Origin of the sequence: Nocardia sp. NPDC005746 (genome assembly GCF_040630785.1) — a bacterium.
In the GTDB taxonomy this organism is placed as follows: Bacteria; Actinomycetota; Actinomycetes; order Mycobacteriales; family Mycobacteriaceae; genus Nocardia.
Window position 1 is genome coordinate 382,488 of sequence record NZ_JBEXYE010000005.1, and the last position, 23,212, is coordinate 405,699.

The 23,212-nt window shown below is 68.6% G+C and carries 20 protein-coding genes and 2 tRNA genes; 12 read left to right on the plus strand and 10 right to left on the minus strand.

What is annotated here, in order from left to right; genetic code table 11:
• Positions 1-237: 237 nt before the first annotated feature.
• From ABZ412_RS12765 to ABZ412_RS12780, 4 genes are all read left to right on the plus strand, one after another.
• A complete protein-coding gene (locus ABZ412_RS12765) occupies positions 238-2,541 on the plus strand; it encodes an FdhF/YdeP family oxidoreductase (protein WP_357279826.1) in 2,304 nt (767 codons plus the stop codon).
• Between the two features lie 13 nt (positions 2,542-2,554).
• Positions 2,555-3,367, plus strand: a complete 813-nt coding sequence (fdhD, locus tag ABZ412_RS12770; RefSeq protein ID WP_357279829.1) for a formate dehydrogenase accessory sulfurtransferase FdhD — start codon at positions 2,555-2,557, stop codon at positions 3,365-3,367.
• A 102-nt stretch (positions 3,368-3,469) separates the two neighbouring features.
• Positions 3,470-3,841 carry a nuclear transport factor 2 family protein gene (locus ABZ412_RS12775; RefSeq protein WP_357090235.1) on the plus strand — a complete coding sequence of 124 codons (372 nt, stop codon included), beginning with the start codon at positions 3,470-3,472 and terminating at the stop codon, positions 3,839-3,841.
• A gap of 72 nt (positions 3,842-3,913) precedes the next feature.
• Positions 3,914-4,456: a hypothetical protein gene (locus tag ABZ412_RS12780; protein WP_357279832.1), complete on the plus strand. Its 543-nt coding sequence runs from the start codon at positions 3,914-3,916 to the stop codon at positions 4,454-4,456.
• Positions 4,457-4,856: 400 nt separating this feature from the next.
• On the opposite strand, the gene clpX is transcribed toward ABZ412_RS12780, so the two are convergent.
• From clpX to ABZ412_RS12810, 6 genes are all read right to left on the minus strand, one after another.
• On the minus strand, positions 4,857-6,137 hold the full coding sequence (clpX, locus tag ABZ412_RS12785) for an ATP-dependent Clp protease ATP-binding subunit ClpX (RefSeq protein ID WP_357090239.1): 1,281 nt from the start codon (positions 6,135-6,137) through the stop codon (positions 4,857-4,859).
• A gap of 310 nt (positions 6,138-6,447) precedes the next feature.
• On the minus strand, positions 6,448-7,122 hold the full coding sequence (locus tag ABZ412_RS12790) for an ATP-dependent Clp protease proteolytic subunit (RefSeq protein ID WP_357279834.1): 675 nt from the start codon (positions 7,120-7,122) through the stop codon (positions 6,448-6,450).
• Between the two features lie 37 nt (positions 7,123-7,159).
• The gene (locus tag ABZ412_RS12795) at positions 7,160-7,750 is read right to left on the minus strand and encodes an ATP-dependent Clp protease proteolytic subunit (RefSeq protein WP_357090243.1); all 591 of its coding nucleotides are present in this window, start codon (positions 7,748-7,750) and stop codon (positions 7,160-7,162) included.
• 235 nt (positions 7,751-7,985) lie between these two features.
• Positions 7,986-9,395, minus strand: a complete 1,410-nt coding sequence (gene tig, locus ABZ412_RS12800; protein WP_357279837.1) for a trigger factor — start codon at positions 9,393-9,395, stop codon at positions 7,986-7,988.
• A gap of 184 nt (positions 9,396-9,579) precedes the next feature.
• Positions 9,580-10,155 (minus strand): FKBP-type peptidyl-prolyl cis-trans isomerase, encoded by a 576-nt coding sequence (locus tag ABZ412_RS12805; RefSeq protein ID WP_357279840.1) that lies wholly within the window; start codon positions 10,153-10,155, stop codon positions 9,580-9,582.
• A gap of 126 nt (positions 10,156-10,281) precedes the next feature.
• Entirely contained in the window at positions 10,282-10,749 is a 468-nt protein-coding gene (locus ABZ412_RS12810; protein ID WP_357279842.1) for a hypothetical protein, read from the minus strand.
• A gap of 242 nt (positions 10,750-10,991) precedes the next feature.
• Here ABZ412_RS12810 and ABZ412_RS12815 point away from each other — a divergent pair, with 242 nt between their 5' ends.
• The 3 genes from ABZ412_RS12815 to ABZ412_RS12825 all read left to right on the plus strand — a co-directional run bounded on the left by ABZ412_RS12815 (position 10,992) and on the right by ABZ412_RS12825 (position 15,973).
• Entirely contained in the window at positions 10,992-11,327 is a 336-nt protein-coding gene (locus ABZ412_RS12815; protein ID WP_357279845.1) for a hypothetical protein, read from the plus strand.
• 357 nt (positions 11,328-11,684) lie between these two features.
• Positions 11,685-13,394, plus strand: a complete 1,710-nt coding sequence (locus ABZ412_RS12820; protein WP_357279848.1) for a 3' terminal RNA ribose 2'-O-methyltransferase Hen1 — start codon at positions 11,685-11,687, stop codon at positions 13,392-13,394.
• Positions 13,394-15,973, plus strand: coding sequence for a polynucleotide kinase-phosphatase (locus ABZ412_RS12825; protein WP_357279850.1), 2,580 nt, complete (start codon positions 13,394-13,396; stop codon positions 15,971-15,973). The genes ABZ412_RS12820 and ABZ412_RS12825 overlap by 1 nt, the downstream gene beginning before the upstream one ends.
• Here the strand turns inward: ABZ412_RS12825 and ABZ412_RS12830 are convergent.
• Entirely contained in the window at positions 15,970-16,443 is a 474-nt protein-coding gene (locus tag ABZ412_RS12830) for an NUDIX domain-containing protein (protein ID WP_357279852.1), read from the minus strand. The two genes, ABZ412_RS12825 and ABZ412_RS12830, sit on opposite strands and share 4 nt — an antisense overlap.
• Positions 16,444-16,653: 210 nt before the next feature.
• Between ABZ412_RS12830 and ABZ412_RS12835 the strand changes: the two genes are divergently transcribed.
• Entirely contained in the window at positions 16,654-17,403 is a 750-nt protein-coding gene (locus tag ABZ412_RS12835) for a hypothetical protein (protein ID WP_357279855.1), read from the plus strand.
• Between the two features lie 140 nt (positions 17,404-17,543).
• Here ABZ412_RS12835 and ABZ412_RS12840 read toward each other — a convergent pair whose 3' ends face one another.
• Positions 17,544-18,137, minus strand: coding sequence for a TetR/AcrR family transcriptional regulator (locus ABZ412_RS12840; protein ID WP_357279857.1), 594 nt, complete (start codon positions 18,135-18,137; stop codon positions 17,544-17,546).
• A 115-nt stretch (positions 18,138-18,252) separates the two neighbouring features.
• Between ABZ412_RS12840 and ABZ412_RS12845 the strand changes: the two genes are divergently transcribed.
• The gene (locus ABZ412_RS12845; protein WP_357279860.1) at positions 18,253-19,194 is read left to right on the plus strand and encodes an alpha/beta hydrolase; all 942 of its coding nucleotides are present in this window, start codon (positions 18,253-18,255) and stop codon (positions 19,192-19,194) included.
• Here ABZ412_RS12845 and ABZ412_RS12850 read toward each other — a convergent pair.
• Positions 19,131-19,967: a DUF1542 domain-containing protein gene (locus ABZ412_RS12850; protein ID WP_357279863.1), complete on the minus strand. Its 837-nt coding sequence runs from the start codon at positions 19,965-19,967 to the stop codon at positions 19,131-19,133. The two genes, ABZ412_RS12845 and ABZ412_RS12850, sit on opposite strands and share 64 nt — an antisense overlap.
• Positions 19,968-20,035: 68 nt before the next feature.
• Complete coding sequence (locus ABZ412_RS12855; RefSeq protein WP_357279865.1) at positions 20,036-21,049, minus strand: GGDEF domain-containing protein; 1,014 nt, start codon at positions 21,047-21,049, stop codon at positions 20,036-20,038.
• Between the two features lie 393 nt (positions 21,050-21,442).
• Between ABZ412_RS12855 and ABZ412_RS12860 the strand changes: the two genes are divergently transcribed.
• The 3 genes from ABZ412_RS12860 to ABZ412_RS12870 all read left to right on the plus strand — a co-directional run bounded on the left by ABZ412_RS12860 (position 21,443) and on the right by ABZ412_RS12870 (position 23,171).
• Positions 21,443-21,513, plus strand: a tRNA-Gly gene (locus tag ABZ412_RS12860).
• Between the two features lie 38 nt (positions 21,514-21,551).
• Positions 21,552-21,628 (plus strand) — tRNA-Pro (locus tag ABZ412_RS12865).
• Between the two features lie 220 nt (positions 21,629-21,848).
• The gene (locus tag ABZ412_RS12870) at positions 21,849-23,171 is read left to right on the plus strand and encodes a phosphatase PAP2 family protein (protein ID WP_357280003.1); all 1,323 of its coding nucleotides are present in this window, start codon (positions 21,849-21,851) and stop codon (positions 23,169-23,171) included.
• The last annotated feature ends 41 nt before the right edge of the window (positions 23,172-23,212 follow it).

Genomic DNA, 23,212 nt, shown 5'->3' on the forward strand with positions numbered 1-23,212 from the left:
GTTTCGCGTGCCGGTCCCCACCAGCACGCCGAGTGGAATTCAGTGAAGTATTCATTCGGCGTGACCTCGCTTGTTCGATGGTAAGGCCAACCGCGCCCCCGCCGCCCTGTCTATCGCTGTGGTGATCACGCCCGTTCACACTTGGGACCGACCGGTCCGCTGGGTCTCAGGTACCGCGCCCTACGATGGCGATGACCGACTGGGACGCTCCATCGCGCCGAGAGGACAATCGTCACCATGCATCGAGCCGCGCCTGTGAGCGATATCGACGAGTCCGCGCTCCAGGTCACGGCTCCGAAGACCGAGGCCGCGGGGGTCAGGGCGGTCACCGTCGCCCTGGAGCGCGCGGTCGAGGAGATGGGCGTGGTGCGCACGGCGCGCACGCTGGCCCGGGTGAATCAGCGCCACGGCTTCGACTGTCCGGGATGCGCCTGGCCGGAACCGACCGGTCGGCGTCGCCCCGCCGAGTTCTGTGAGAACGGCGCGAAGGCCGTCGCCGAGGAGGCGACCCTGCGCACGGTCACCCCCGCGTTCTTCGCCGCCCACTCCCTCGACGACCTGGCCGCCAAGTCCGGCTACTGGCTCGGGCAACAGGGCCGGCTCACCCATCCGATGGTGCTGCGCGAGGGCGACACCCACTACTCCCCCATCGACTGGGACGACGCCTACCGCCTGATCGCCGACGCCCTGCGCGGCCTGGACTCCCCCGACGAAGCCGTCTTCTACACCTCCGGCCGCACCGCCAACGAGACCGCCTTCCTCTACCAGCTGCTGGTCCGCGCCTACGGCACCAACAATCTGCCCGACTGCTCGAACATGTGCCACGAGTCCTCGGGCACCGCCCTGGTCAGCTCGATCGGCATCGGCAAGGGCTCGGTCACCATCGACGACTTCACCAAGGCGGACCTGATCATCGTGGCCGGGCAGAACCCGGGCACCAACCACCCCCGCATGCTGTCGGCGCTGGGTGAGGCGAAGGCGCACGGCGCGAAGGTGATCGCGGTCAACCCGCTACCCGAGACCGGACTCATCGGCTTCAAGGACCCGCAGACCGTCAAGGGCTTCACCGGCGGCATCAGCATCGCCGACGACTTCCTGCAGATCCGCCTGGGCGGCGATATGGCCCTGTTCCAGGGCCTGGCCAAGCTGCTGTTCGACGCCGAGGACCGCGCGCCCGGCACCGTGGTGGACCGCGCCTTCGTGGACGCGCACACCGCGGGCTTCGCCGACTACGAGAAGCACATGCGCGCCGTCGATCTCGACACGGTCATCGAAGCCACCGGGCTGTCGCGCGAAGACCTCGACCGCACCGCGACGCTGCTGGCCGAGTCGAAGTCGACCATCATCTGCTGGGCCATGGGCCTGACCCAGCAGGTGCACGGCGTCGCCACCATCGAGGAGGCCACCAATCTCCTGCTGCTGCGCGGCATGATCGGCAAGCCCGGCGCGGGCGTGTGCCCGGTGCGCGGCCACTCCAATGTGCAGGGCGACCGCACCATGGGCATCTGGGAGAAGATGCCCGAACCGTTCCTGGCCGCCCTGGACCGCGAATTCGGCATCACCAGCCCCCGCACCCACGGCTACGACACCGTGAACGCCATCCGCGCCATGCGCGACGGCCGCGGCAAGGTGTTCTTCGGCATGGGCGGCAATTTCGTGTCGGCCACCCCCGACACCGAGGTCACCGAGGCCGCGCTGCGCACGTGCGCTCTCACCGTGCAGGTTTCGACGAAGCTCAACCGCAGCCACGTCGTGCACGGCCGCACCGCGCTGATCCTGCCGACACTGGGCCGCACCGACGAAGACGTCCAGGACGGTGTGCGCCAACAGGTTTCGGTCGAGGACTCGATGTCCATGGTGCACCTGTCGACCGGCCGCCTGACCCCGGTCAGCGATCAGCTGCGCAGTGAGGTCGCCATCGTGTGCGAGCTCGCCCAGGAGTTGTTCGGACCCGAGCACGAGGTCCCGTGGGGCGTGTTCCGCCGCGACTACGACCGGATCCGCGACGCCATCGCGCAGGTCGTGCCCGGCTGCGCCGACTACAACGCGAAAGTGCGCGGCCGCAACGGATTCCAGCTCCCGCACCCGCCGCGCGACGCCCGCGAGTTCCGCACCGCCACCGGCAAGGCCAATTTCGCGGTCAACGATCTGCACTGGCTGCCCGTCCCCGCGGACCGCCTCATCCTGCAGACCCTGCGCAGCCATGACCAGTACAACACCACCATCTACGGCCTCGACGACCGTTACCGCGGCATCCACAACGGCCGCCGGGTGGTGCTGGTCAACCCGGCCGACATCACCGCGCTCGGATTCGCCGAGGGCGACCTGGTGGACGTCGTCTCCGAGTTCGAGGACGGCACCGAGCGCAGCGTCGCCGGGTTCCGCCTGGTCGGCTACCCGACCCCGCGCGGCAATGCCGCCGCCTACTATCCGGAGACCAACCCCCTGATCCCCCTGGACCACGTCGCGAAACGCTCCAACACGCCCGTCTCCAAGGCGGTCACCATCCGTTTCGAACCGCACACCCACATCACCGCATGAACCGGGGCCCCGCATGAGCCGAGTCACCGCACGCCGCCGCACGCTGCGCATCTCCCCGAACGGGACCATCACTCGGCCGGACACCCTGGCCGTCGAGGAGCCCCTGGAGATCCGCACCGGCGGGCAGTCACTGACGGTCACCATGCGGACCCCGGGCGCGGACATCGATCTCGTGCACGGCTTCCTCTACGCCGAGGGCGTCATCGACACGGCCGAGGACATCGTCAGCGCCCGCTACTGCGCGGGCACCGACGAGAACGGGCACAACACCTACAACGTCCTCGACATCCAGTTGCGGAATCCGGTTCCGATCCAGCCCAGGCCGTTCCTGACCAACAGCTCGTGCGGCCTGTGCGGGAAGACGGCGCTGGACGAGGTCCGGACCCGCATCCGCCACGAGATTCCGGCGGGCACGCCCCGCATCGATGTGCACACCCTCGCCAAGCTCCCGGCCGAACTCCGTTCCCGCCAGCAGGTCTTCGACGCCACCGGCGGCCTGCACGGCGCGGGTCTGTTCACCGCGGACGGCGAGGCCGTGGCGGTGCGCGAGGACATCGGCCGGCACAATGCCGTGGACAAGCTGGTCGGTTGGGCCTTGCGCGAGAATCGGCTCCCCGCAAACGATCTCATCCTCATGGTGAGCGGCCGCGCCTCCTTCGAGCTGGTCCAGAAGGCCGTCATGGCGGGCATTCCGGTGCTGGGCGCGGTGTCGGCCCCCAGCTCGCTGGCGGTGGATCTGGCCGCCGATTCCGGTGTGACCCTGGTCGGTTTCCTGCGCGGTGAAACGATGAACGTCTACACCGGCGAGGACCGCATCGCACTGTGATGCCCGCGGTGTTCCACAGGGTGAGGCAGCGGGGTCCTTTCCGCCGCTCCGGCTGCTAGTCTCCGCAATAGAACACGTTTCAATTCTGATGGGAGAACCCCTATGGCAGCGCAGCCCCGGGATGTCGTGGAGCAGTACGTGAAGCTGGTCGCGACCGGCCCGACCTCGGCCATCCTCGACCTGTACGCCGAGGACGCGGTGATCGAGGACCCGATCGGCAGCCCCGAGCGTCGTGGCCACGAGGCCATCGGCGAGCTGTACAAGGCGCTGGAGAACCTCGAGCGCGAGACCGAGCTGCACACCGTCAAGGTGGCCGGCAACCACGTCGCGGCCCACTTCACCCTGGTCACCGTGTCCAACGGGCACCGCATGACCCTCGCGCCCATCGACGTGATGGAGCTGAACGACGAGGGCAAGATCATCAAGATGCGCGCCTACTGGGGTCAGGACGACCTGAAGATGGAGCAGATCTAGCCACAGTCTTGCCCCTCACCCTCGCCCGAATTACGGTGACAGCACAGTGATTCGGCGAGGGTGGGAGGGCCTGTGCGGATCTCGTTGCGTGGCACCGGTGACGGGGTGCGGATCAGCATGCGGCTGGAGATCAACCGGCGGCGCTGGATCGCCCTGCTCATCATGCTGGGGGTGCTCACCGCGACCGGCCTAGTCACCGGCTTGTGGGCGGTGATCGCACCGGAATCGTTCTACGACAGCTACCCCGGCTTCGGGCTGCGCTGGGTGCGCGCCGACGGGCCCTACAACCATCACCTGGCCGCCGACGTCGGGGCCTTCTTCCTCGCGCTGGGCGCCATCTCCGCGGCCGCGCTCTACTACCGCGACAGCGTCATCGCCCGGGTCTCCGGACTGGGCTGGCTGGTCTTCGGCCTGCCGCATTTCCTGTACCACGCCTTCCACCGCCCGGACGCGCTCAGCGGCCTCAGCTACGGCCTGTCACTCTTCGCGGCCCTGCTGCTCCCGGCGCTCGGCCTGGCCGTCCTGCTGGTCGCCCCGCGCGAACGTTTCCCGGTCCCGGAACCGGCCCCGTTCACCTTCAAATTCCCCCGCCGCGGCAACCCGCCCCAGCGATGAATTCTCCGTGGTCGCGCCGTCGTAACAGGTGACCCGAACGCACCGATTTTCGGAGTAGCGGAGTAAAGGTTCAACGGCGAACCACGGAGGATCAACGGCGATTCTCGACACGGGCGCAGTCGGCTCACCCCGACCGTCACCGACTCCACGGCTCTCCGGAGACAGATGAGCCCACAGCAGAACACCAAACGACCTATCGGTCGCCCAGATCGTCCCCATGGACGGCGCCTGCCCTGGACGCACCGGAGAACTATCCGAGCGGGGGCCGCGTAGGGCGGCTGGTCAGCGCCCGGCGCCATGACCTACGGCGACCTCTCGGCGGACCGAACCACGGTGGCACACACAGAGAACCGGCTCCGCGAGAGGAATCTCGCGGAGCCGGTTTCGCTCGGGAAGGGGTCTACGCCGACTTCTCGCGGCGCTCCGGGGCGGAGCGCTTGCGCGGCACGATGGTCGGCAGCACATTGTCGTTCACCGTGTCGGCGTTGACGACCACCTTGGCCACGTCATCCCGGCTGGGGATGTCGTACATGACCGGGAGGAGCACTTCCTCCATGATGGCGCGCAGACCGCGGGCGCCGGTGCCGCGCAGGATCGCCTGATCCGCAACGGCTTCCAGGGCGTCCTGGGTGAACTCCAGATCCACACCGTCCATCTCGAACAGGCGCACGTACTGCTTCACGAGCGCGTTCTTCGGCTCGGCCAGAATCCGGACCAGGGATTCCTTGTCCAGGTTGGTGACCGAGGCGACGACGGGCAGACGGCCGATGAACTCGGGGATCAGACCGAACTTGATCAGGTCCTCGGGCATGACCTCGGCGAAGTGGTCGGCGGTGTCGATCTCGGCCTTGGACCGGACCTCCGCGCCGAAACCGATGCCGCGCTTGCCGACCCGGTCCTGCACGATGCGCTCCAGGCCGGCGAACGCGCCCGCCACGATGAACAGCACGTTCGTGGTGTCGATCTGGATGAATTCCTGGTGCGGGTGCTTGCGGCCGCCCTGCGGCGGCACCGAGGCCTGGGTGCCTTCCAGGATCTTCAGCAGCGCCTGCTGCACGCCCTCACCGGAGACGTCACGGGTGATGGACGGGTTCTCCGACTTGCGGGCGATCTTGTCGACCTCGTCGATGTAGATGATGCCCGTCTCGGCGCGCTTGACGTCGTAGTCGGCGGCCTGGATCAGCTTGAGCAGGATGTTCTCGACATCCTCACCGACGTAGCCGGCCTCGGTCAGCGCGGTGGCGTCGGCGATGGCGAACGGCACGTTCAGCATCTTCGCCAGCGTCTGCGCCAGGTAGGTCTTGCCACAGCCGGTGGGGCCGAGCATCAGGATGTTGGACTTGGCCAACTCGACCGGTTCGCCCCGGGAGTCGCGGCCCTTGTCGCCCGCCTGAATGCGCTTGTAGTGGTTGTAGACCGCCACCGCGAGCGTCCGCTTCGCGGAATCCTGCCCGATCACGTACTGCTCCAGGAAGTCCCGGATTTCCGCGGGCTTGGGGAGTTCGTCGAGCTTGACCTCGCTGGATTCGGCGAGCTCTTCCTCGATGATCTCGTTGCACAGGTCGATGCACTCGTCGCAGATGTACACCCCCGGTCCCGCAATGAGCTTCTTGACCTGCTTCTGGCTCTTTCCGCAGAACGAGCACTTCAACAGATCGCCGCCATCACCGATGCGCGCCATCTCCTGGGTCCCTACTTCCTTGTCCGCGTGCAACCGTCTGTCCCCGGTTGCCGGCGAGCTGCCTTCTTCGAGCGTATGCCGCGACCCCTGATTTTGCGGATCCGGCGATTCGGCTGTCTATCCAAACCTGATTTCGAACGAAGAGCAGAGCCGACAACCACGAGCAAAGGTCCCTAGAGTGACCGTACCCGTTTCGCGTGACCGAGGTCGACAACTTGGGCACGTTTCTCGCCGGACATGTGCGTGGACTCACCTCTGCCCGGGTGGCGGGGACGTTCGCGGCACGCCGCTACCCCGCCACCCACCCAGTTCACTTCTGGGCGCTGAGCTTGCGGTACTCGAACACCGTGTCCACGATCCCGTAGCCCTTCGCCTCTTCGGCGGTGAGGATCTTGTCGCGGTCGGTGTCCTTGCGGATCACGTCCGCGTCCTTGCCGGTGTGGCGAGCCAGCGTGGTCTCCATGAGGCGACGCATGCGCTCGATCTCGGCGGCCTGGATCTCGAGGTCGGAGACCTGGCCCTGAATACCACCCGACGTGGACGGCTGGTGGATCAGGATGCGGGCGTTCGGCAGCGCGGCGCGCTTGCCGGGAGCGCCGGCCGCGAGGATGACCGCGGCGGCCGAGGCGGCCTGGCCCAGGCAGACGGTGGCGACGTCGGCGCGCACGTACTGCATGGTGTCGTAGATGGCCATCAGCGCGGTGAACGAGCCGCCGGGCGAGTTGATGTACATGGTGATGTCGCGGTCCGGGTCCTGGGACTCGAGCACCAGCAGCTGCGCCATGATGTCGTTGGCGGAGACATCGTCGACCTGGTTGCCCAGGAAGATGATTCGCTCCTCGAACAGCTTGTTGTACGGGTCGGAGGTCTTGACGCCGAAGCTGGTCTGCTCGGTGAACTGCGGCAGGATGTAGCGCGACTGCGGCAGGTTACCGGCGGCGGCGAAGGTGATGCCCGCGGCCCGCGGATCGATCATGTTGGACATAAACGTCTCTCCAAAGTCTGTGTGGTGGGCTGCGGAACTACTTGCTGCTGCTGCCGTTCGCCTGGCTGGCGTGGGTGACCACATGGTCGATGAAGCCGTAGTCGAGCGCCTCGGCGGCGGTGAACCAGCGGTCGCGGTCGGCATCGGCGGTGACCTGCTCGATGGACTTGCCGGTGTGCTGGGACTGCAGCTCGTTCAGCTCACGCTTGGTGTAGGCGAACTGCTCGGCCTGGATGGCGATGTCGGCGGCCGAACCACCGAGACCGGCCGACGGCTGGTGCATCATGATCCGCGCGTGCGGCAGCGCGTAGCGCTTGCCCTTGGTGCCCGCGGCGAGCAGGAACTGACCCATGGAGGCGGCCAGGCCCATGCCGACGGTGCGGATGTCGCATTCGGCGAACTGCATGGTGTCGTAGATGGCCATGCCGGCGGTCACCGAACCACCCGGGGAGTTGATGTAGAGCGAGATGTCCTTGGTCGGGTCCTCGGCCGTCAGCAGCAGGATCTGCGCGCACAGCTTGTTGGCGATGTCGTCGTCGACCTGAGTGCCCAGGAAGATGATGCGCTCGCGCAGCAGGCGCTCGTACACCGAATCACTGAGGTTCAGACCAGCAGTCGCGGATGTCATGCGCACCCCTGCCTGATGAATTGTCACGGATACCTGCCCTCTCTCAACGGCTCGGTTAACAAGCCCCTACTGATTCGCTGACACAAACCCTAACGAAGCAGGGCGGCACCGAACTCCCGGTACCGCCCTGCTTCGCTCACAGCGCAAACTTACGTCAACGCTTCGCGTTCCGGTGTACGGGGGTTCTCGGGGGTGTCACCCGAGAACCCCCGTACACAGGGGTGAGATGAAATTCTTACTTGGCCTCGGCCTCGGCCTCGGCGGCCTCGGTGGCGTCGGCGACGGTCGCCAGCTCCTCGGCGGAGACCTCCTCGGCCTCTTCGGCCGGGTTGCCGAACATCTCGGCGGTGTCCACGGTGTTGCCGGCGGTGTCGGTGACGGCCGCCTGGACCACGACACCGGCGAGGGCCTTGCCGCGACGCACGTCGGCGAAGACAGCGCCCAGCTGACCGGCCTGCTGGATCTGCTGGATGAACTGGTCCGGGCTCATGCCGTAGCGCTGCGCCTGGAAGATGATCCGCTCGTACAGCTCGTCCTGGCCGACCTGGGTGTTCTCGGCCTCGGCGACGGCGTCCAGCAGCAGCTGGGTCTTGACCGACTTCTCGGCGGCCTGCTTGGTGTCGGCCTTGAACTCCTCGAGCGAGGAGCCCTGCGCCTCGAGCGCCTCGGCGAGCTTGGCCTCGTCGTGGTCGAAGCCGTGGACGGCGTCGTGCTCGACGGCGTCGATCTCGGCCTTGACGACGCCCTCGGGCAGCGGGATCTCGACGGTCTCGAGCAGCTGCTCGAGCACCTTGTCGCGGATCTCGCCGGCCTGGGTGACCTTCTTGACGCGCTCGACGCGGGTCTTGAGGTCTTCCTTCAGCTCGTCGATGGTGTCGAACTCGCTGGCCAGCTGGGCGAACTCGTCGTCGGCCTCGGGCAGCTCGCGCTCCTTGACCGACTGCACGGTCACGGTGATGACGGCTTCCTTGCCCGCGTGCTCACCGGCGACCAGCTTGGAGGTGAACTCCTTGGACTCGCCCTCCTTGAGGCCGATCAGGGTCTCGTCGAGGCCCTCGATGAGCTGGCCGGAGCCGACCTCGTGGGACAGGCCGGTGGTGGAGGCCTCCTCGACGGCCTCGCCGTCGACGGTGGCGGACAGGTCGATGGAGACGAAGTCGCCGTTCTCGATGGCCCGCTCGACCGCGGTCAGGGTGCCGAAACGCTGACGCAGCGACTGCAGCTGCTCGTCGATGTCGGCGTCGGTGATCTCGATCGGGTCGACCTCGACCTTGATGTTCGAGAAGTCCGGCAGGGAGATCTCCGGGCGGATGTCGACCTCGGCGGTGAAGGCCAGTTCCTGGCCGTCCTCGATCTTGGTGATCTCGATCTCCGGCTGACCGATGACCTTCACCTCGGTCTCGATCACGGCTTCGCTGTAGCGCTTGGGCAGCACGTCGTTGACGACCTGCTCCAGCACGGCGCCACGGCCGACGCGGGCCTCGAGAAGCTTGGCCGGCGCCTTGCCCGGACGGAAGCCCGGGATACGGATCTGCTGCGCGAGAGCCTTGTAGGCGCGGTCGAAGTCCGGCTTGAGCTCCTCGAAGGGCACCTCGACATTGATGCGGACCCGAGTCGGGCTCAGCTGCTCGACGGTGCTCTTCACGGACATGCTCCTTGTTCGTTGTTCATGGTTGACGTCTAGGTTCCCCCCGAACGCATCCCGACCAGGTTAGTTGACGGCCCGGGGGGCCGTGTAACCGGTCGTCGCGCAGGGGGCGCCCGAATGCCGCACAGGGCACCGGGGCGGCCGGTCGGTGGACCGGTCGCCCTGGTACTGGCGGTTTATCTCAGCTACCGACCTTGACGGCGTCGGTCACGAAGACCAGCGTCTCGCCCGGCTTCATGCCGCTCGGCGGGCGGTCGCCGTAGCCGAGGGCGGGCGGGATGATGAGCAGGCGGCGGCTGCCCTCCTGGATGCCGACCAGGCCCTGGTCCCAGCCCTTGATGACCTGGCCCGCGCCCAGCGTGAGGGGCAGCGGCTTGCCGCGGTCGAAGGAGCTGTCCAGCTTCTTCTGGTTGGACCAGGTGATCAGCGTGTAGTTGGTGCTCAGCTTGTCCCCGGCCTTGGCCTCGGGGCCACTGCCCACGACCAGGTCCTTGGTGATGAGCTCCTTGGGCGGATCACAGTCGGCGGGCAGCGTGATGGTCGGCGCGGTTCCGAAGCCGCCGTCCACCTTGATGTCCTCGGCGGTGCACTCGCGGCCCTTGCTCGCGGCCGTGGTGGCCGCCGCACTGGTCGTGGCGGCGGCGGTCGTCGTCGTGGTCGACGACGCCTTGTTGTCGCTGCTGCCGCCGCAACCGGCCGCCAGCATCGTGGCGGCCGCGACCGCACCGATCACACCGACCTTGCCCACCAAGCGCATTCCCGCTCCTGTCCGTCCAGTCCGGTTGCCGCACAGATTGCGACGCCGCGCCGAACCTACACGGCTTCGGGCGGTGGAGCCGGTCGGGGCGCGCCCGCAAGGGTTTCGGCGGCGCGCCGGGCGTGGTCAGCGGGTGCTGACGAGGACGGCGTATTGGGCCGCGGCCATCCGGTGGACGGCCGGTTCGGTGGGCCCGGACACCGAGGCCAGATAGCGGCCGTCCAGTACCAGGCAGGTGTATTCGTTGTGCGGCGCGGCGCCGGCAGCACGCAGGCAGACGGCTTCCGGAACGCCGTCGGGCGCGGATACGACGGTTCGGGTGGCGGTCGGCTCCGAGAGCCGCTCGAGCGCGTGTCGTGCGCCGACGGCGTCGGAAAAACGCAGCAGCCGTGTGGAATCCGTGACGGCCACGGCCTGCACCGGGAGGCTGGGCTTGCCGGGAGGGTTGATCAGCTGGTCGGCCACGACCGGGCCGTAGACGACTCCGGTGGCGCGCCGCGGCCCGCCCCAGCCCGCGATGAGGCCGTATTCGTCCTGGAACAGCGTGGGATACGGCCAGTGCCCGGGTTCGGCGGGCAGCAGGCGCGACACCATGCCCTCCGGATCGAGGGGTCAGCGCCGGGAGCGCCTCGGGCGCGGTGGCCGTGAAGGCGTCCAGGCGTGGGAGTTCCGCGTCGAAAGCGCGAGTCGCCAGCGCCTTCATGGCGGCGCGGTCGGTGGCCGGATCGACGATGTACAGGCTCACCACATAGGGGCCGTGGGCGAGCGTCACCGCCATGGTCGGGACATAGGGCCGCCAATGCCCGTGTGTGGCAAAGTATTCGGGGAACGGGACCGTGACATTGTCGCGATTGACCGCGGCGTCGGAGGCGTCGATCTCGCGGGCGGTCTCGATGGCCGCCATCGGGTCGCTCATGCGCAGGACCGTGATGCGCAGTCCGGTGGCCGCGCCCTCCCTCGGGCTGCCGCTCGGATCGTCGGTGCCGCCGATGCTGAATCCCGCCAGCATGCCGTGCGCGGTGAGAGTGGGCCGGGTCGCCTCGGCGAGGATGCCGACCGCGTCCGTCGGCGTCGGCACCGGGATGGCCGAGACCCGCGACAGCGCGGGATCGACGTCGCGGGGCGAGACGACGGCGTCGGCCATACGCACCGATTCGAGGAGCCGCGCATAGGTTTCGCCGGTGTCCCCGGGCACGACGAGCGGTCGACCGCTGTAGCCGCCCAGATCCAGTGCGCGCAGTTCCGGTGCCGCCGCTCGCGGTACACCCGCGATGGCGCAGGCGCTCACCAGCACCGCGATGGACACCAGTGGGATTGGTCCGGCATGACCCCGCCGGTTCGTCGGATCGTCTCGGCGCATCCCGCCACCCCCGTAGCCGCTCGATTTCCGAGTGTGGGCGCGCCGGTCACCCGTGACAACCGGTTATCGGGACATCGCGACCGGTCCGTGACAATTCGGGCCTGCCGCAACGGGTTCCGTAGACGGAAAATTGTTTGCGGCCGGTCGTGGCCTCCGGGAGCATCTCAGGATGCTGTTGACGATCTCTTGTACGCGCCCCGCGGAAGCCGAGTGGCCCGCCACCGACCTGGGGTATCTGCTGCACAAGAATCCCTCGCGCAGACAGACTTTCGAGCAGTCCTACGGCGTCGCGCACGTCCTCTACCCGGAGGCGAGCGACGACCGCTGTACCGCGGCGCTGCTGCTGGAGATCGACCCGGTGCGCCTGGTGCGCGGAAAGCCCGAGGGCACACCGGACTTCAGTCTCGGCCAGTACGTGAACGACCGCCCCTACGCGGCGTCCTCCCTGCTGTCCGTGGCCATTTCGACGGTCTTCGGGACCGCGCTGCACGGCCGGTGCGCACAGCGGCCGCAGCTGGCCGGCACCGCCCTCGACCTGCGGATCGACCTTCCGGCCGTGCCGTGCAAGGGCGGCCCGGAGTACGCCGAGCGCGTCTTCGCGCCGCTGGGCTGGACCGTCTCGGCCACTCCCCTGGCGCTGGACCCGGCGTTCCCGGAGTGGGGCGATTCCCATTACGTCCGCCTCGAACTCACCGGTACGCTGCGCCTGGCCGAGGCCCTGACCCATCTCTATGTCCTGCTGCCTGTCCTCGACGGCAGCAAGCACTACTGGCTCGATGCCGCCGAGATCGACAAACTGCTCCGTTTCGGCGAGGGCTGGCTCACCGCCCACCCGGAGCGCGAGTGGATCACCCGCCGCTACCTGACCCGCCGCCACACCCTGGTCCGCACCGCCCTGGCCCGCCTGGCGGAGCTCGACGACCAGGACCCGGAGGAACTCGGTGCGATGGAACACGACTTCGACGACGAGGGACCCGGCACCGAGCCGACCCGCCCGCATCGCGGCGTCGACTTTGCCGCGCCGACTACTGAACTCGCCGGCGCTCCGGTGGCCGGTGAGCACACAGCGGCGAGCGACGCCGCGGTCCGTCCCGGCATGACCGGGGCGGCCGGGCAGTCTGCCGCCGAGACCGGTGCCCGCGAAGCTCTTGTCGAGGGCAGCGGCTCGACCGCGAGTGGCCAGGGGCTCGAGCCAGGCGGGTCGGCCGACGGCGACACGGCCGCGCAGCCGGTGGATTCCGGCGAACGCGGCCCGTCGCTGGCGGTGCTGCGGCGGGCGGCGGTGCATCGGGCACTGCTGGCGGAGGAGGCGAGCCGGGTGCTCGACCTCGGGTGCGGGCAGGGTGCGTTGCTGCTCGAACTGGCGGCGGACCGGGCACTCACCGAGATCGTCGGCATCGATGTGTCGATGCGCGAGTTGAAGATCGCGGCCAGGCGGGTGCGGCGGCTGCCGGAGTGGCAGGCGCGGCGGGTCACCGTCCGGCAGGGCGCGCTGACTTACACCGACGCCTCGTTGCGGGGCTTCGACGCGGCCGTGCTCATGGAGGTGATCGAGCATGTCGACGCGCCCCGGTTGAAGGCGTTGGAGCAGGCCGTGTTCGGGGCGGCGGCTCCGGGCGCGGTGGTCGTGACCACGCCGAACAGCGAGTTCAATGTGCGCTACGACGGGCTCGCCGCGGGCGCTTTCCGGCATTCGGATCACCGGTTCGAGTGGACCAGGGCAGAATTCGCGGACTGGGCCCACCGGGTCGGCGCGACGCACGGGTATGCCGTGCGTTTCGAGCCCGTCGGGCCCGAGGATGCGGAAGTGGGGGCCTCGACACAGATGGCTGTGTTCACCAGGAAGAACGATGACGACGCCGCGAAGGGGGCCGCGTAATGGCAGAACTGTCCGTCCCGGCGCTGTCGCTGGTCGTGCTGATCGGCAGCAGCGGTTCGGGAAAGTCGACGTTCGCGCACAAGCATTTCCGGTCGACGGCGGTGCTGTCCTCCGACGCCTATCGCGGGCTGGTCAGCGACGACGAAGCCGATCAGTCGGCGACCGACGCGGCCTTCGAGCTGCTGCACCATGTGGCGGGTGTGCGCCTGCGCCGCGGCCTGCGCACCGTCATCGACGCCACCAATGTGCAGCCCAAGGCGCGGCAGTCGCTGGTGGAGCTGGCGCGCGCCCACGACGTGCTGCCGGTGGCCATCGTGCTGGACGTCCCGGAGAGCGTGTGCGTGGAGCGCAACGCGCTGCGGGTGGATCGCGCCGATCTGGGCCCGCACGTGGTCGGCCGCCACGTGCGCGATCTGAAGCGCTCGCTGAAGTTCCTGGAGCGTGAGGGTTTCCGCACGGTGCACGTGCTGCGCGGCGTCGAGGAGATCGAGGCGGCGACCATTCGCGACGAGCGGCTGTGGAACGACAAGACCGATGTCACCGGGCCGTTCGACGTGATCGGCGACGTGCACGGCTGCCGCGGTGAACTGGAGACACTGCTCGGCGAACTCGGCTACATCCTGGTCCGGGATGACGATGACCGTCCGGTGGACGCGCATCACCCCGAGGGCCGCACCGCGGTGTTCGTCGGCGACCTAGTCGATCGCGGACCCGACACCCCGGGCGTGCTGCGGCTCGTCATGGGCATGGTGGCGTCCGGAAACGCCTTGTGCGTCACCGGCAACCACGAGTTCAAACTGGTGCGCGCTCTCGACGGCCGCCGCGTCACGGTGAAGCACGGCCTGGCCGAGTCGCTGGCGCAGCTGGAGGCGGAGGACACCGAGTTCCGCAAGGCCGCACAGGAATTCATGCGCGGCCTGGTCAGCCACTACGTGCTCGACGGCGGCAAGCTGGTGGTCGCGCACGCCGGTCTCAAGGAGGAGTACCAGGGCCGCACCTCGGGCCGGGTCCGCGAGTTCGCCATGTACGGCGAATCCACCGGTGAGACCGACGAATACGGCCTGCCGGTGCGCTACCCGTGGGCCAGCGACTACCGCGGCAAGGCGCTGGTGCTCTACGGCCACACGCCGATGACCGAACTGGTGTGGGTGAACAACACCCTGTGCCTGGACACCGGCGTGGTGTTCGGCGGCCGCCTGACCGCCCTGCGCTACCCGGAGCGGGAGCCGGTATCGGTCGCGGCCGAACAGGTCTGGTTCGAGCCGGTGCGCCCGCTGGAAGCGGCGACCTTCGCCACCGGCGAGGCGGTGGTGCAGCGGGATCCGGGCGTGCTGGATCTCGACGACGTGCTGGGCCGGCGGGTGGTGGAGACCCGCCACCTGGGCCGGGTCACCGTGCGCGAGGACGCCGCGAGCGCCGCGCTGGAGGTGATGAGCCGATTCGCCGTCGACCCGCGCTGGCTGGTGTACCTGCCGCCGACCATGTCCCCGTGCGCCACCTCCACGCTGGACGGTCACCTCGAGCACCCGGCGCAGGCCTTCGAGTACTACCGCTCCGAGGGCGTGGGCACCGTGGTGTGCGAGGAGAAGCACATGGGTTCGCGTGCGGTCGTGGCGGTTTCGCGGTCGGCGCAGGCCGCGCGGGACCGGTTCGGGGTCGAGGACGGCAGCACGGGCGCGGTGTACACCCGCACCGGCCGCCCGTTCTTCGACGATCCGGCGCGGACCGAGGCGGTGCTCACCCGGGTGCGGGCGGCGGCCGAAACCGCCGGGCTGTTCGAGGAATTGGGCACCGACTGGCTGCTGCTGGACACCGAGCTGCTGCCCTGGTCGGCGAAGGCGATGGGCCTGTTGCGTTCCCAGTACGCCGCGGTCGGCGCGGCCGCGCGGGCCTCGCTGGCGCAGGCTTCGGACGTGCTGGAGGCCGCGGCGGCACGCGGGGTGGAGCTGGGCGATCTCGCCGAGCGCACCGCGGATCGGCGGGCCGACGCCGACGCCTTCACCACCGCCTACGGCCGCTACTGCTGGCCCACCGACGGTTTGGACGGCGTCCGCCTGGCCCCGTTCCAGCTGCTGGCGGCGTCCGGCGCGAATTACGCTGTGCGCGACCACAGCTGGCATCTGGAGCGGATCGACCGCCTGGTCGCCGCCGACCCGGAGTTCTTCACCGCGACCGGCCGCCGCGTTGTCGACCTCGCCGCTCCCGAGAGCGAGGCCGCCGCGACGGCCTGGTGGACCGAACTCACCCTGGCCGGCGGCGAGGGCATGGTGGTCAAGCCGCTGGAGTCGCTGGTGGCGGGCACCGGCAGCCGCAGCGGGCGGCCGGTGCAGCCGGGCGTGAAATGCCGTGGGCCGGAATACCTCCGGATCATCTACGGCCCGGAGTACCTGCGGCCTGGTCAGCTGGATCGCCTGCGTCAGCGCGGCCTGGGCGGCAAACGGTCGATGGCGCTGCGCGAATACGCCCTGGGCTTGGAGGCGCTGGACCGTTTCGTGGCCCGTGAGCCGCTGTGGCGGGTCCACGAGGCGGTCTTCGCGGTCCTCGCCCTCGAAACCGAGCCGGTCGACCCGCGTCTCTAACCGACGAGATCCTTCAGACGCTGGAGGTAGGGGCGCTGGCCCTTGCCGAGCTTCTCCTCGGCAAGGGCCAGATCGAACCATGCGGCCCGGTCGATTTCGGGGAATTCGGCGATTCGCCCGGATCGCGGCGGCCATTCCATTTCGAAAGTTCCGGGAACGACCTCGGCGGGGTCGAGGTCGGCTTCCACGGCCCAGACGGTGAGTTGTTTCTTGCCCCGGCCGCTGCCGTATTCGACCTCACCGAGGGGAATCCAGTCGCCGTCGGGAACCGGCAGTCCGAGTTCCTCGCCGAATTCGCGGCGGGCGGCATCGCGCGGCTGTTCTTCGGCGGGATCGTATTCTCCCTTGGGAATGGACCAGGCGGCGGCGTCCTTCTTGGCCCACAGCGGGCCTCCCATGTGCCCGACCAGCACTTCGAGGCCGTTCGTGCGGCGGAACAGCAGGACTCCGGCACTGTATTTGAAGCTCATGGAAACGAGTGTGCCGAACACCCTGGCGCAGGCCCACATCGGGCACAACCGCGAGCAACATTGCGGCAATTCGGACTTCGAGAACTATTTCCCCATATAGGACGAACAATTCCCGCCCTCTCCCTTGGGCCTGAAACCTTTTCGGCAACATTTATTTCCATTAAGCTCCTGGCTTCGGATATGCCCACACCCGATGCAGATTGGATAGGCATGGAATTCCGCATTGCTGCTGCGACCGCCACCCTGGTGACCGGAGCACTCGTCACCCAGGCCGCCGCGTTCACCGTGGCAACCATCCCGGCGAATGCCCAGCCCGCCGCCGCGCCGAGTGTCGAGTACTCGGTCAAGCTGGTGGACAAGACGGTCATCAGCACCCTGAAGGGCGGAACCTTCGAGCTGGCGCCGGACGTCACCCCGGAGACCGGCCCGGCGGCCAGGGCGACCCCGGTCCTGAACGTGAAGAACGCCGACAACAAGGTGCTGTTGACCCTGCCGATGAAATTCAGCCTGGGCGTGATCGATATCCCGGTCGAGCCGGAGGTCCGGCAGAACGGCACCGTGCTGGCCCTCACCCCCGGAAAGCCGGACGGGCTGTCACTGTCGCAGCCGTTGGTCGTGAAACCCGTTGCCTCGGATCTGGAGAACCAGCGCGCCATGAGCAGCTTCGCCGGCCAGTTCGGCCTGGCCACCACGATCGGCACCTTCGTCGGCACCGCCATCGGCGCGACCATCGGCTGCGTCGTCACCCTGGTGGCCGGTTGCTTCCCGGGCCTGATCACCGGCGCCACCGTGGGTGGCATCATCGGCAGTATCGCCGTAGGCAGCCCCGTCCTGATCGCCAACGGCATCGACCTGCTCGCCACCATGCAGGCCGCCGACGGCACCACCAAGTGGGCCGACAAGATGACGACCGCACCGACTCCGGCCGCCTCGGCGCAGCCCGTCGGGCCCGCCAACTGATCGTCGGGCCCGTGGACTCGGAACCCGCCACACCAGCGTGGTTCCTAGCCCGTCGAGTCCCGACCCGATTTCGAGGGTGCCGCCGAGTTCGGCGGCGCGTTCGGCGATATTGCGCAAGCCACCCCGCAGGGATGCGCTGGCTAGACCCGCAGGCCGTCGATCAGCGCCAGCACCGCGGGTTCGGTTCGGGCACGGGCGGATTCGGGGTCGTCGGAGTTGGCGATGAACATGGCGGCCTCGCCGAGGGCGGACAGGATCATCAGCGACAGCGGCCGGATGTCGAGGTCGGCGCGCAGCTGCCCGGACTGGATGCCGGATTGCAGGCCCGCGACGATCAGGCCGAGGCCGTATTTCTCGTCGACCTCGCGCCACTCCTGCCAGCCCAGCACCGCGGGGGCGTCGATGAGGGTGATGCGCACGCGTTCGGGGTCGACGCAGGAGAGCAGGAAGTTGTGCAGGCCCGCCTCGAGCACGGCCATGGCGTCGGTGGGCGGGGCCTCGGCCATCGTCTCGGCGACCTGCTGCAGGATCGCCTGTTGTTCCTGCTCGTAGACCGCGCGGAACAGGTCCTTCTTGTCCTTGAACTGGTGATACAGCGCGCCGCGGGAGCTGCCCGCCCGCTCCACGATCTCGGGCGTGCTGACCGCCGCGTACCCGCGTTCGGCGAACAGTTCGCGCGCTGCGGCCATCAGGTTCGCGCGGGTCGACTCGGATCGTTCGGCTTGCCTGATCATCGACGCCTTTCTGAGCGGGGTAGGTGGATCGTAACGCCGAACCATTGAAAACAGGCAGCCTGTTTGTTAGTTTGAGAAGGTCTTCACCATCTCCACTCCAGAGGGAGTCCTACGGATGACGAACACCATCTCCCCCCAATCCCCCGCGGCCTGGCGCGATCCAGCACTGGGCGCCCGCCGCGAACTCGCACTCCCGCAGGGCACACTGCCCGTCTTCGACAGCGGCAGCGGCGATCCCATCGTTTTCGTGCACGGACTACTGGTCAACGCCAACCTGTGGCGCAAGATCATCCCCGCCTTCTCCGGCGAATACCGCTGCGTGGCAATCGATCTCCCGTTCGGCTCGCACACCGCGGCCATGCCCGACGCCGACCTGACCCCGCCCGGTCTGGCCGAGCTGGTCATCGCGGCCATCGAGCAGCTCGATCTGGGCCCGGTCACCTTGGTGGGCAACGACTCCGGCGGCGCGGTCAGCCAGCTCGTGCTCGCCGCCCGCCCCGACCTCGTCGCCCGGCTGGTACTCACGTCCTGCGACGCGTACGAGAACTTCCCGCCGTCGTTCTTCGACTACCTGGGCCTGGCGGCCCGCACCCCGGGCGCGCTCACCTCGCTCGCGGCGACCATGCGGCTGCGGCCCATCCGCCGCCTGCCCATCGCCTACGGCTGGTTGGCCCGCCGCCCGATCGACCGCGCGGCCAGCGACTCCTACGCGCTACCGGTCGGCACGAAGGGCATCCGGGCGGACGTCCGGCGCGCGATCACCGGTCTCGATCGCCGGTACACCCTGTCCGCCGCACGGACTTTCGCGGACTTCAAGAACCCGGTGCTGCTGGCCTGGTCGGCGGGTGACCGCTTCTTCCCGGAGCGGTACGCCGAGCGGATGGCCGTCGACTTCCCGGACGCGCGCATCGAGTGGATCCACGATTCGGGCACCTTCTCGCCCGAGGATCAGCCCGAACAGCTGATCCGAGCGATCCAGGTCTTCCTGAACGATCAGAAGTCGCCGCCGTCGAATCCGCCGAAGTCACCGAAATCGGTGCCGCCGCCGAAGTCCTGACCACCGAAGTCCTGGGTGCCGGGGTCGTAGCCGCCCTGGTCATAGCCACCCTGGTCGTAGGAGCCCTGGTCGGAGCCGCCGTCGGCATATCCGCCGTCGGCGGCGTCGAGGCCGTCCTGATAGCCGTCGCCGTAACCGCTTTCGAAGGCGGCCGCGTCATAGCCGACGCCGGACATGCCGCTGAACAGCGCATTGAACAGCAGGGCGGACCCGACACCCCAGGCTCCGGCGACGAGGGCGGTCTTCCACCACGGTTCGGAGTACCAACCGGCAGGTACCGGCCGACCCGCGACCCGGCCACCCGGGTAGTAGTTCGGCGTGGACGGCGACGGCGTGGGCGAGGCCTCGACCCGGCGCCCCTCGAATTCGATGGCCCGGTCCTCGGTCACCCGACCTGCACTGCGCTGCCCGTCCAGTTCGGCCACGTCCGGGCCGGGATCCATCCCCATGGCGACGCGGGCCGCGCGCACGTAGTAGAGCCCTTCGAGCGCCGTCTCTTTCGCGAGCCGCGCCTGCGCGGCGGTCCCGGCCTGCTCGATCTGCGCGCCCGCGGCGTTGAACCGCTCCCCCGCGTCGGCGAGCGCCTGCTTGGAGGCGTCGTCGCTGCCGGTGAGGTTGTAGACCTGGCCGCCGAGGCGTTCGACCACCCGGCGCGCGTCGGCCTTGGCGTCGGCCAGCTCGGTCCCGGCACGCGAGCGTTGCCCGCGATTGACCGCGACCACGGCCAGCAGCACGACGACGATGACCAGGAGGAGAACGACGACGGTAGACACGCGACCAGCCTACGCGGCGAAATTCGCCAGCTAGTTGCTACCTGCTGTGGGTTCGCTGAATCTTCGGCCTAGCCGGCTACCGCGGCGAAGCGGATCGTATGACCGGCTGGATCAACCTCCTCTTCGTCCGGCTCCGACACCGCGAACTGTCGTTTGCCGGCGGTTTTCGCCGAGTACATGGCCCGATCCGCACTACGCAGCAGGTCCGAGAAATCACACTCGCGGCCGGGCGGGCAGAACGCGGTGCCGACACTCGCCGACGCGGGCACGAATCCGGTGGCCGTGGGCACCGGCTCGCACAGCGCCGCCAGCACCCGCATGGCCAGTTCACTGAGCGAATTGCGGCGCGCGGGCAGGGCCACCACGAACTCGTCGCCCCCGTAACGGGAGATCACCGTCTCCGGCGGACAGGCCGCCCGCAGCCGCTGCGCGATGCTGACCAGCACCTCGTCGCCGACGGTGTGGCCGTAGTTGTCGTTGATCGCCTTGAAATCGTCCAGGTCGATGAGCAGCAGCCCGACGCCGCGCGCCGGATCGGCGGCCATCACCCGCACCCGCTCCTGCAGCAGCGAGCGGTTGGCCAGGTCGGTGAGCGCGTCGTGGGTGGCCTCGTGCCGCAGCCGGGTCTGCAGGGCAGCGATCTCCTGCACCCGCACCGACACCGCCTCGGACAGGCTGCGCTCCTGCTGGACCAGGGCGCGCTGCTGCAGCGCCTCGGCGTAGGCGTCGATGGCCTGGCTGGCGATGAACGACCAGCGGGTCGCGATCAGCGACCCGCGCACGCCCGGCGAGAGCCCGAGCAGCGCGCGGCTGGCGGGGGCGAGCATGCGGGTGCGCTCGAACGGGGCGTCCGCGAGGCTGCGGCCGATCCGACGGGCGGAGCGCACCGGAAACGGTTCGGAGCCCGCCAATTCCAGCAGTTCGCCGATGACGCCGCCGAAGATGCGCTCGAGGTCAGCGGAGGGAACGCTGGGCGCCTGGCCCAGTGCGGCGCTGCTCGCGCCGGGGTGCACCGACCGCACCCATTCCCGGATGGTCGCCGCCACGATGGCGGAGGTTCGGGTATCGAGACGGATGGGCATGCGCGCTCACCCCGCGTACGTGATGCCAGGGCCGGCGTGCGCGCCGGCCACGCCCTTCGGATCGAACTCACTACTACGCGGTCGGCCACACCAGTGGTGCATGCTCACCGCCCCCTTTCCAGATACCCCCGTCCGGACAAAAAGGATCCTAGCAAGCCACCCGACATCGAAAACCCCTGATTCAGAACAGGTTCCCACTGTCTCGCGAATGGCGATCGGATGTCTCATCGCTGGCCGAGCTCCGGTGTTACACCCGGTTTCGGCATGTTTTCCGCGACGCGCCGGAGGCCGGTCCCGACCGGCCGCGACGTGCGGAGACGCGACCTGATTGGCATTCCGGGAGTGAGGTTCGGTACAGTGCTGACGCACACGGCATCCACGGATGCGGTGACTGCGGGTGTAGTTCAATGGTAGAACCTCAGCCTTCCAAGCTGATGGTGCGGGTTCGATTCCCGTCACCCGCTCTTTCCCGTTCTGCGGGAGCGTCGATTGCGACGCGCAACGGGGTGTAGCGCAGCTTGGTAGCGCATCCGCTTTGGGAGCGGAGGGTCGCAGGTTCAAATCCTGTCACCCCGACCATCTTTCGAGCCGCTCCACCCCGATTTCACTGGTAGAAGCGGACAATTCACTTCACTCGCACGGCGCCCGCGGGTACGTCGCGCCGTCCGCCGTTTCGGCTGTGTCCCATCTCTCCCATCGCCCGGGTGTGTCGAGTCACCCGGAAGCCGGATTCCGGTAACCGGATGTTGTGCCTCCGTTTGCACTGTGTTATCGATTTACGGTGCTGGTCGACGACAAGATGAACGTTCCCGGCTCGGTGCTGTCCGGCCGCGAGACGCGTTCTCGACTCGTCCCGGCCGCCGGGCTGGGTGTCGCGGTGCTCGTGCTGGCCATCGCGCAGGCGTGGGCCTCCGCCCACGGCGTGATGGGACCGCTGCGCAGCCTGGTCGACGACTACTTCGCCAATCCGCAGTCGGCGGCGGTGTCGTGGGCGGGACTCGGGCTCGCCTGTATCGGGGTGCCCGCCCGCACCCGGGCAATCGCACTGGTTGCCGCGGGAGTGCTGGACCTGCTGACTCTGGGGCTGCAGGTGGCCTGTGGCTGGCATGTGTCGATCGGGACCGGGCCGACTCTCGCGCTCACCGCGCTGACGGCCGTCGTGCTCCGATGGGAGGGCGAGCGGCGCCGGACCGCCTTGCAGGCCATCGCGTTCGGCGTGTTGCTCGTCATGGCGTCCAAACTCGCCGACACCTGGCTGATGGTGAGCATCGTCGCCGGGCCGCGGGTGCTCGATCAGTACGTGCAACTCGCCGACCGGGCACTGGGGGAACCGGCGTGGGTGGTGGGGCGGCTGCTGGACACGCTCGGTCCGATCCCCTCGCATGTACTGCATGTCGTCTATATCCAATTGCCGGTGGCGGCGGTGGTCGTGGCCGTGTGGCAGTTGCGTCACGTGTCGACGAGTTCATGGCCGCGGCACCACCTGGTGCGAACGTTCTTGCTGCTGGGCGTGATCGGGCCGCTCGGGTACGTGCTGTTCCCGGTGGTCGGGCCGGTGTTCGCGTACGGGCCGCTCGGGCACGGGCTGGAGATCGGGGACTGGCCGCAGGTGTGGCCCGCGTTCACCACGGATCCACAGCCGATGCTGTTCGACTCCGAGACCGCCCGCAACTGCATGCCGTCCATGCACACCGCGTGGGCGACCGCGCTGTTCATCCATTCCCGCCGCGGGCCGCGGTGGCTGCGCTGGGCGGGCACGTTCTGGCTGGTGTGCACGCTGCTGGCGACGCTCGGGTTCGGCTACCACTACGGCAGTGATCTGGTGGCGGGCGCGGTGCTGTGCATGACCGTGGAGTCGGCGCTGCGCGATCCCGAACGCGGGTGGGAACATCCGCGCGTCCGCATGGTGTCGCTCGGCGCGGCGGTGCTCGCCGGATTGTTGCTGGCCTATCGGTTCCTGGCCAACACCATGGCCGCGTATCCGGTCGTCGCGGGGGCGGTGGTGCTGGGCTCACTGGCGGCCGTCACGTTCCTCTTCTACGCGACCTGGTTCGCGCGTCCGGGCAGCCGGCTGGCGCACTGGGGAGGCCGAACGCCCATCGACGGATTTGCCGTCGATTAACCACTCCCCCAACGCAATCCGGACATCTTTGCCCGAACCTT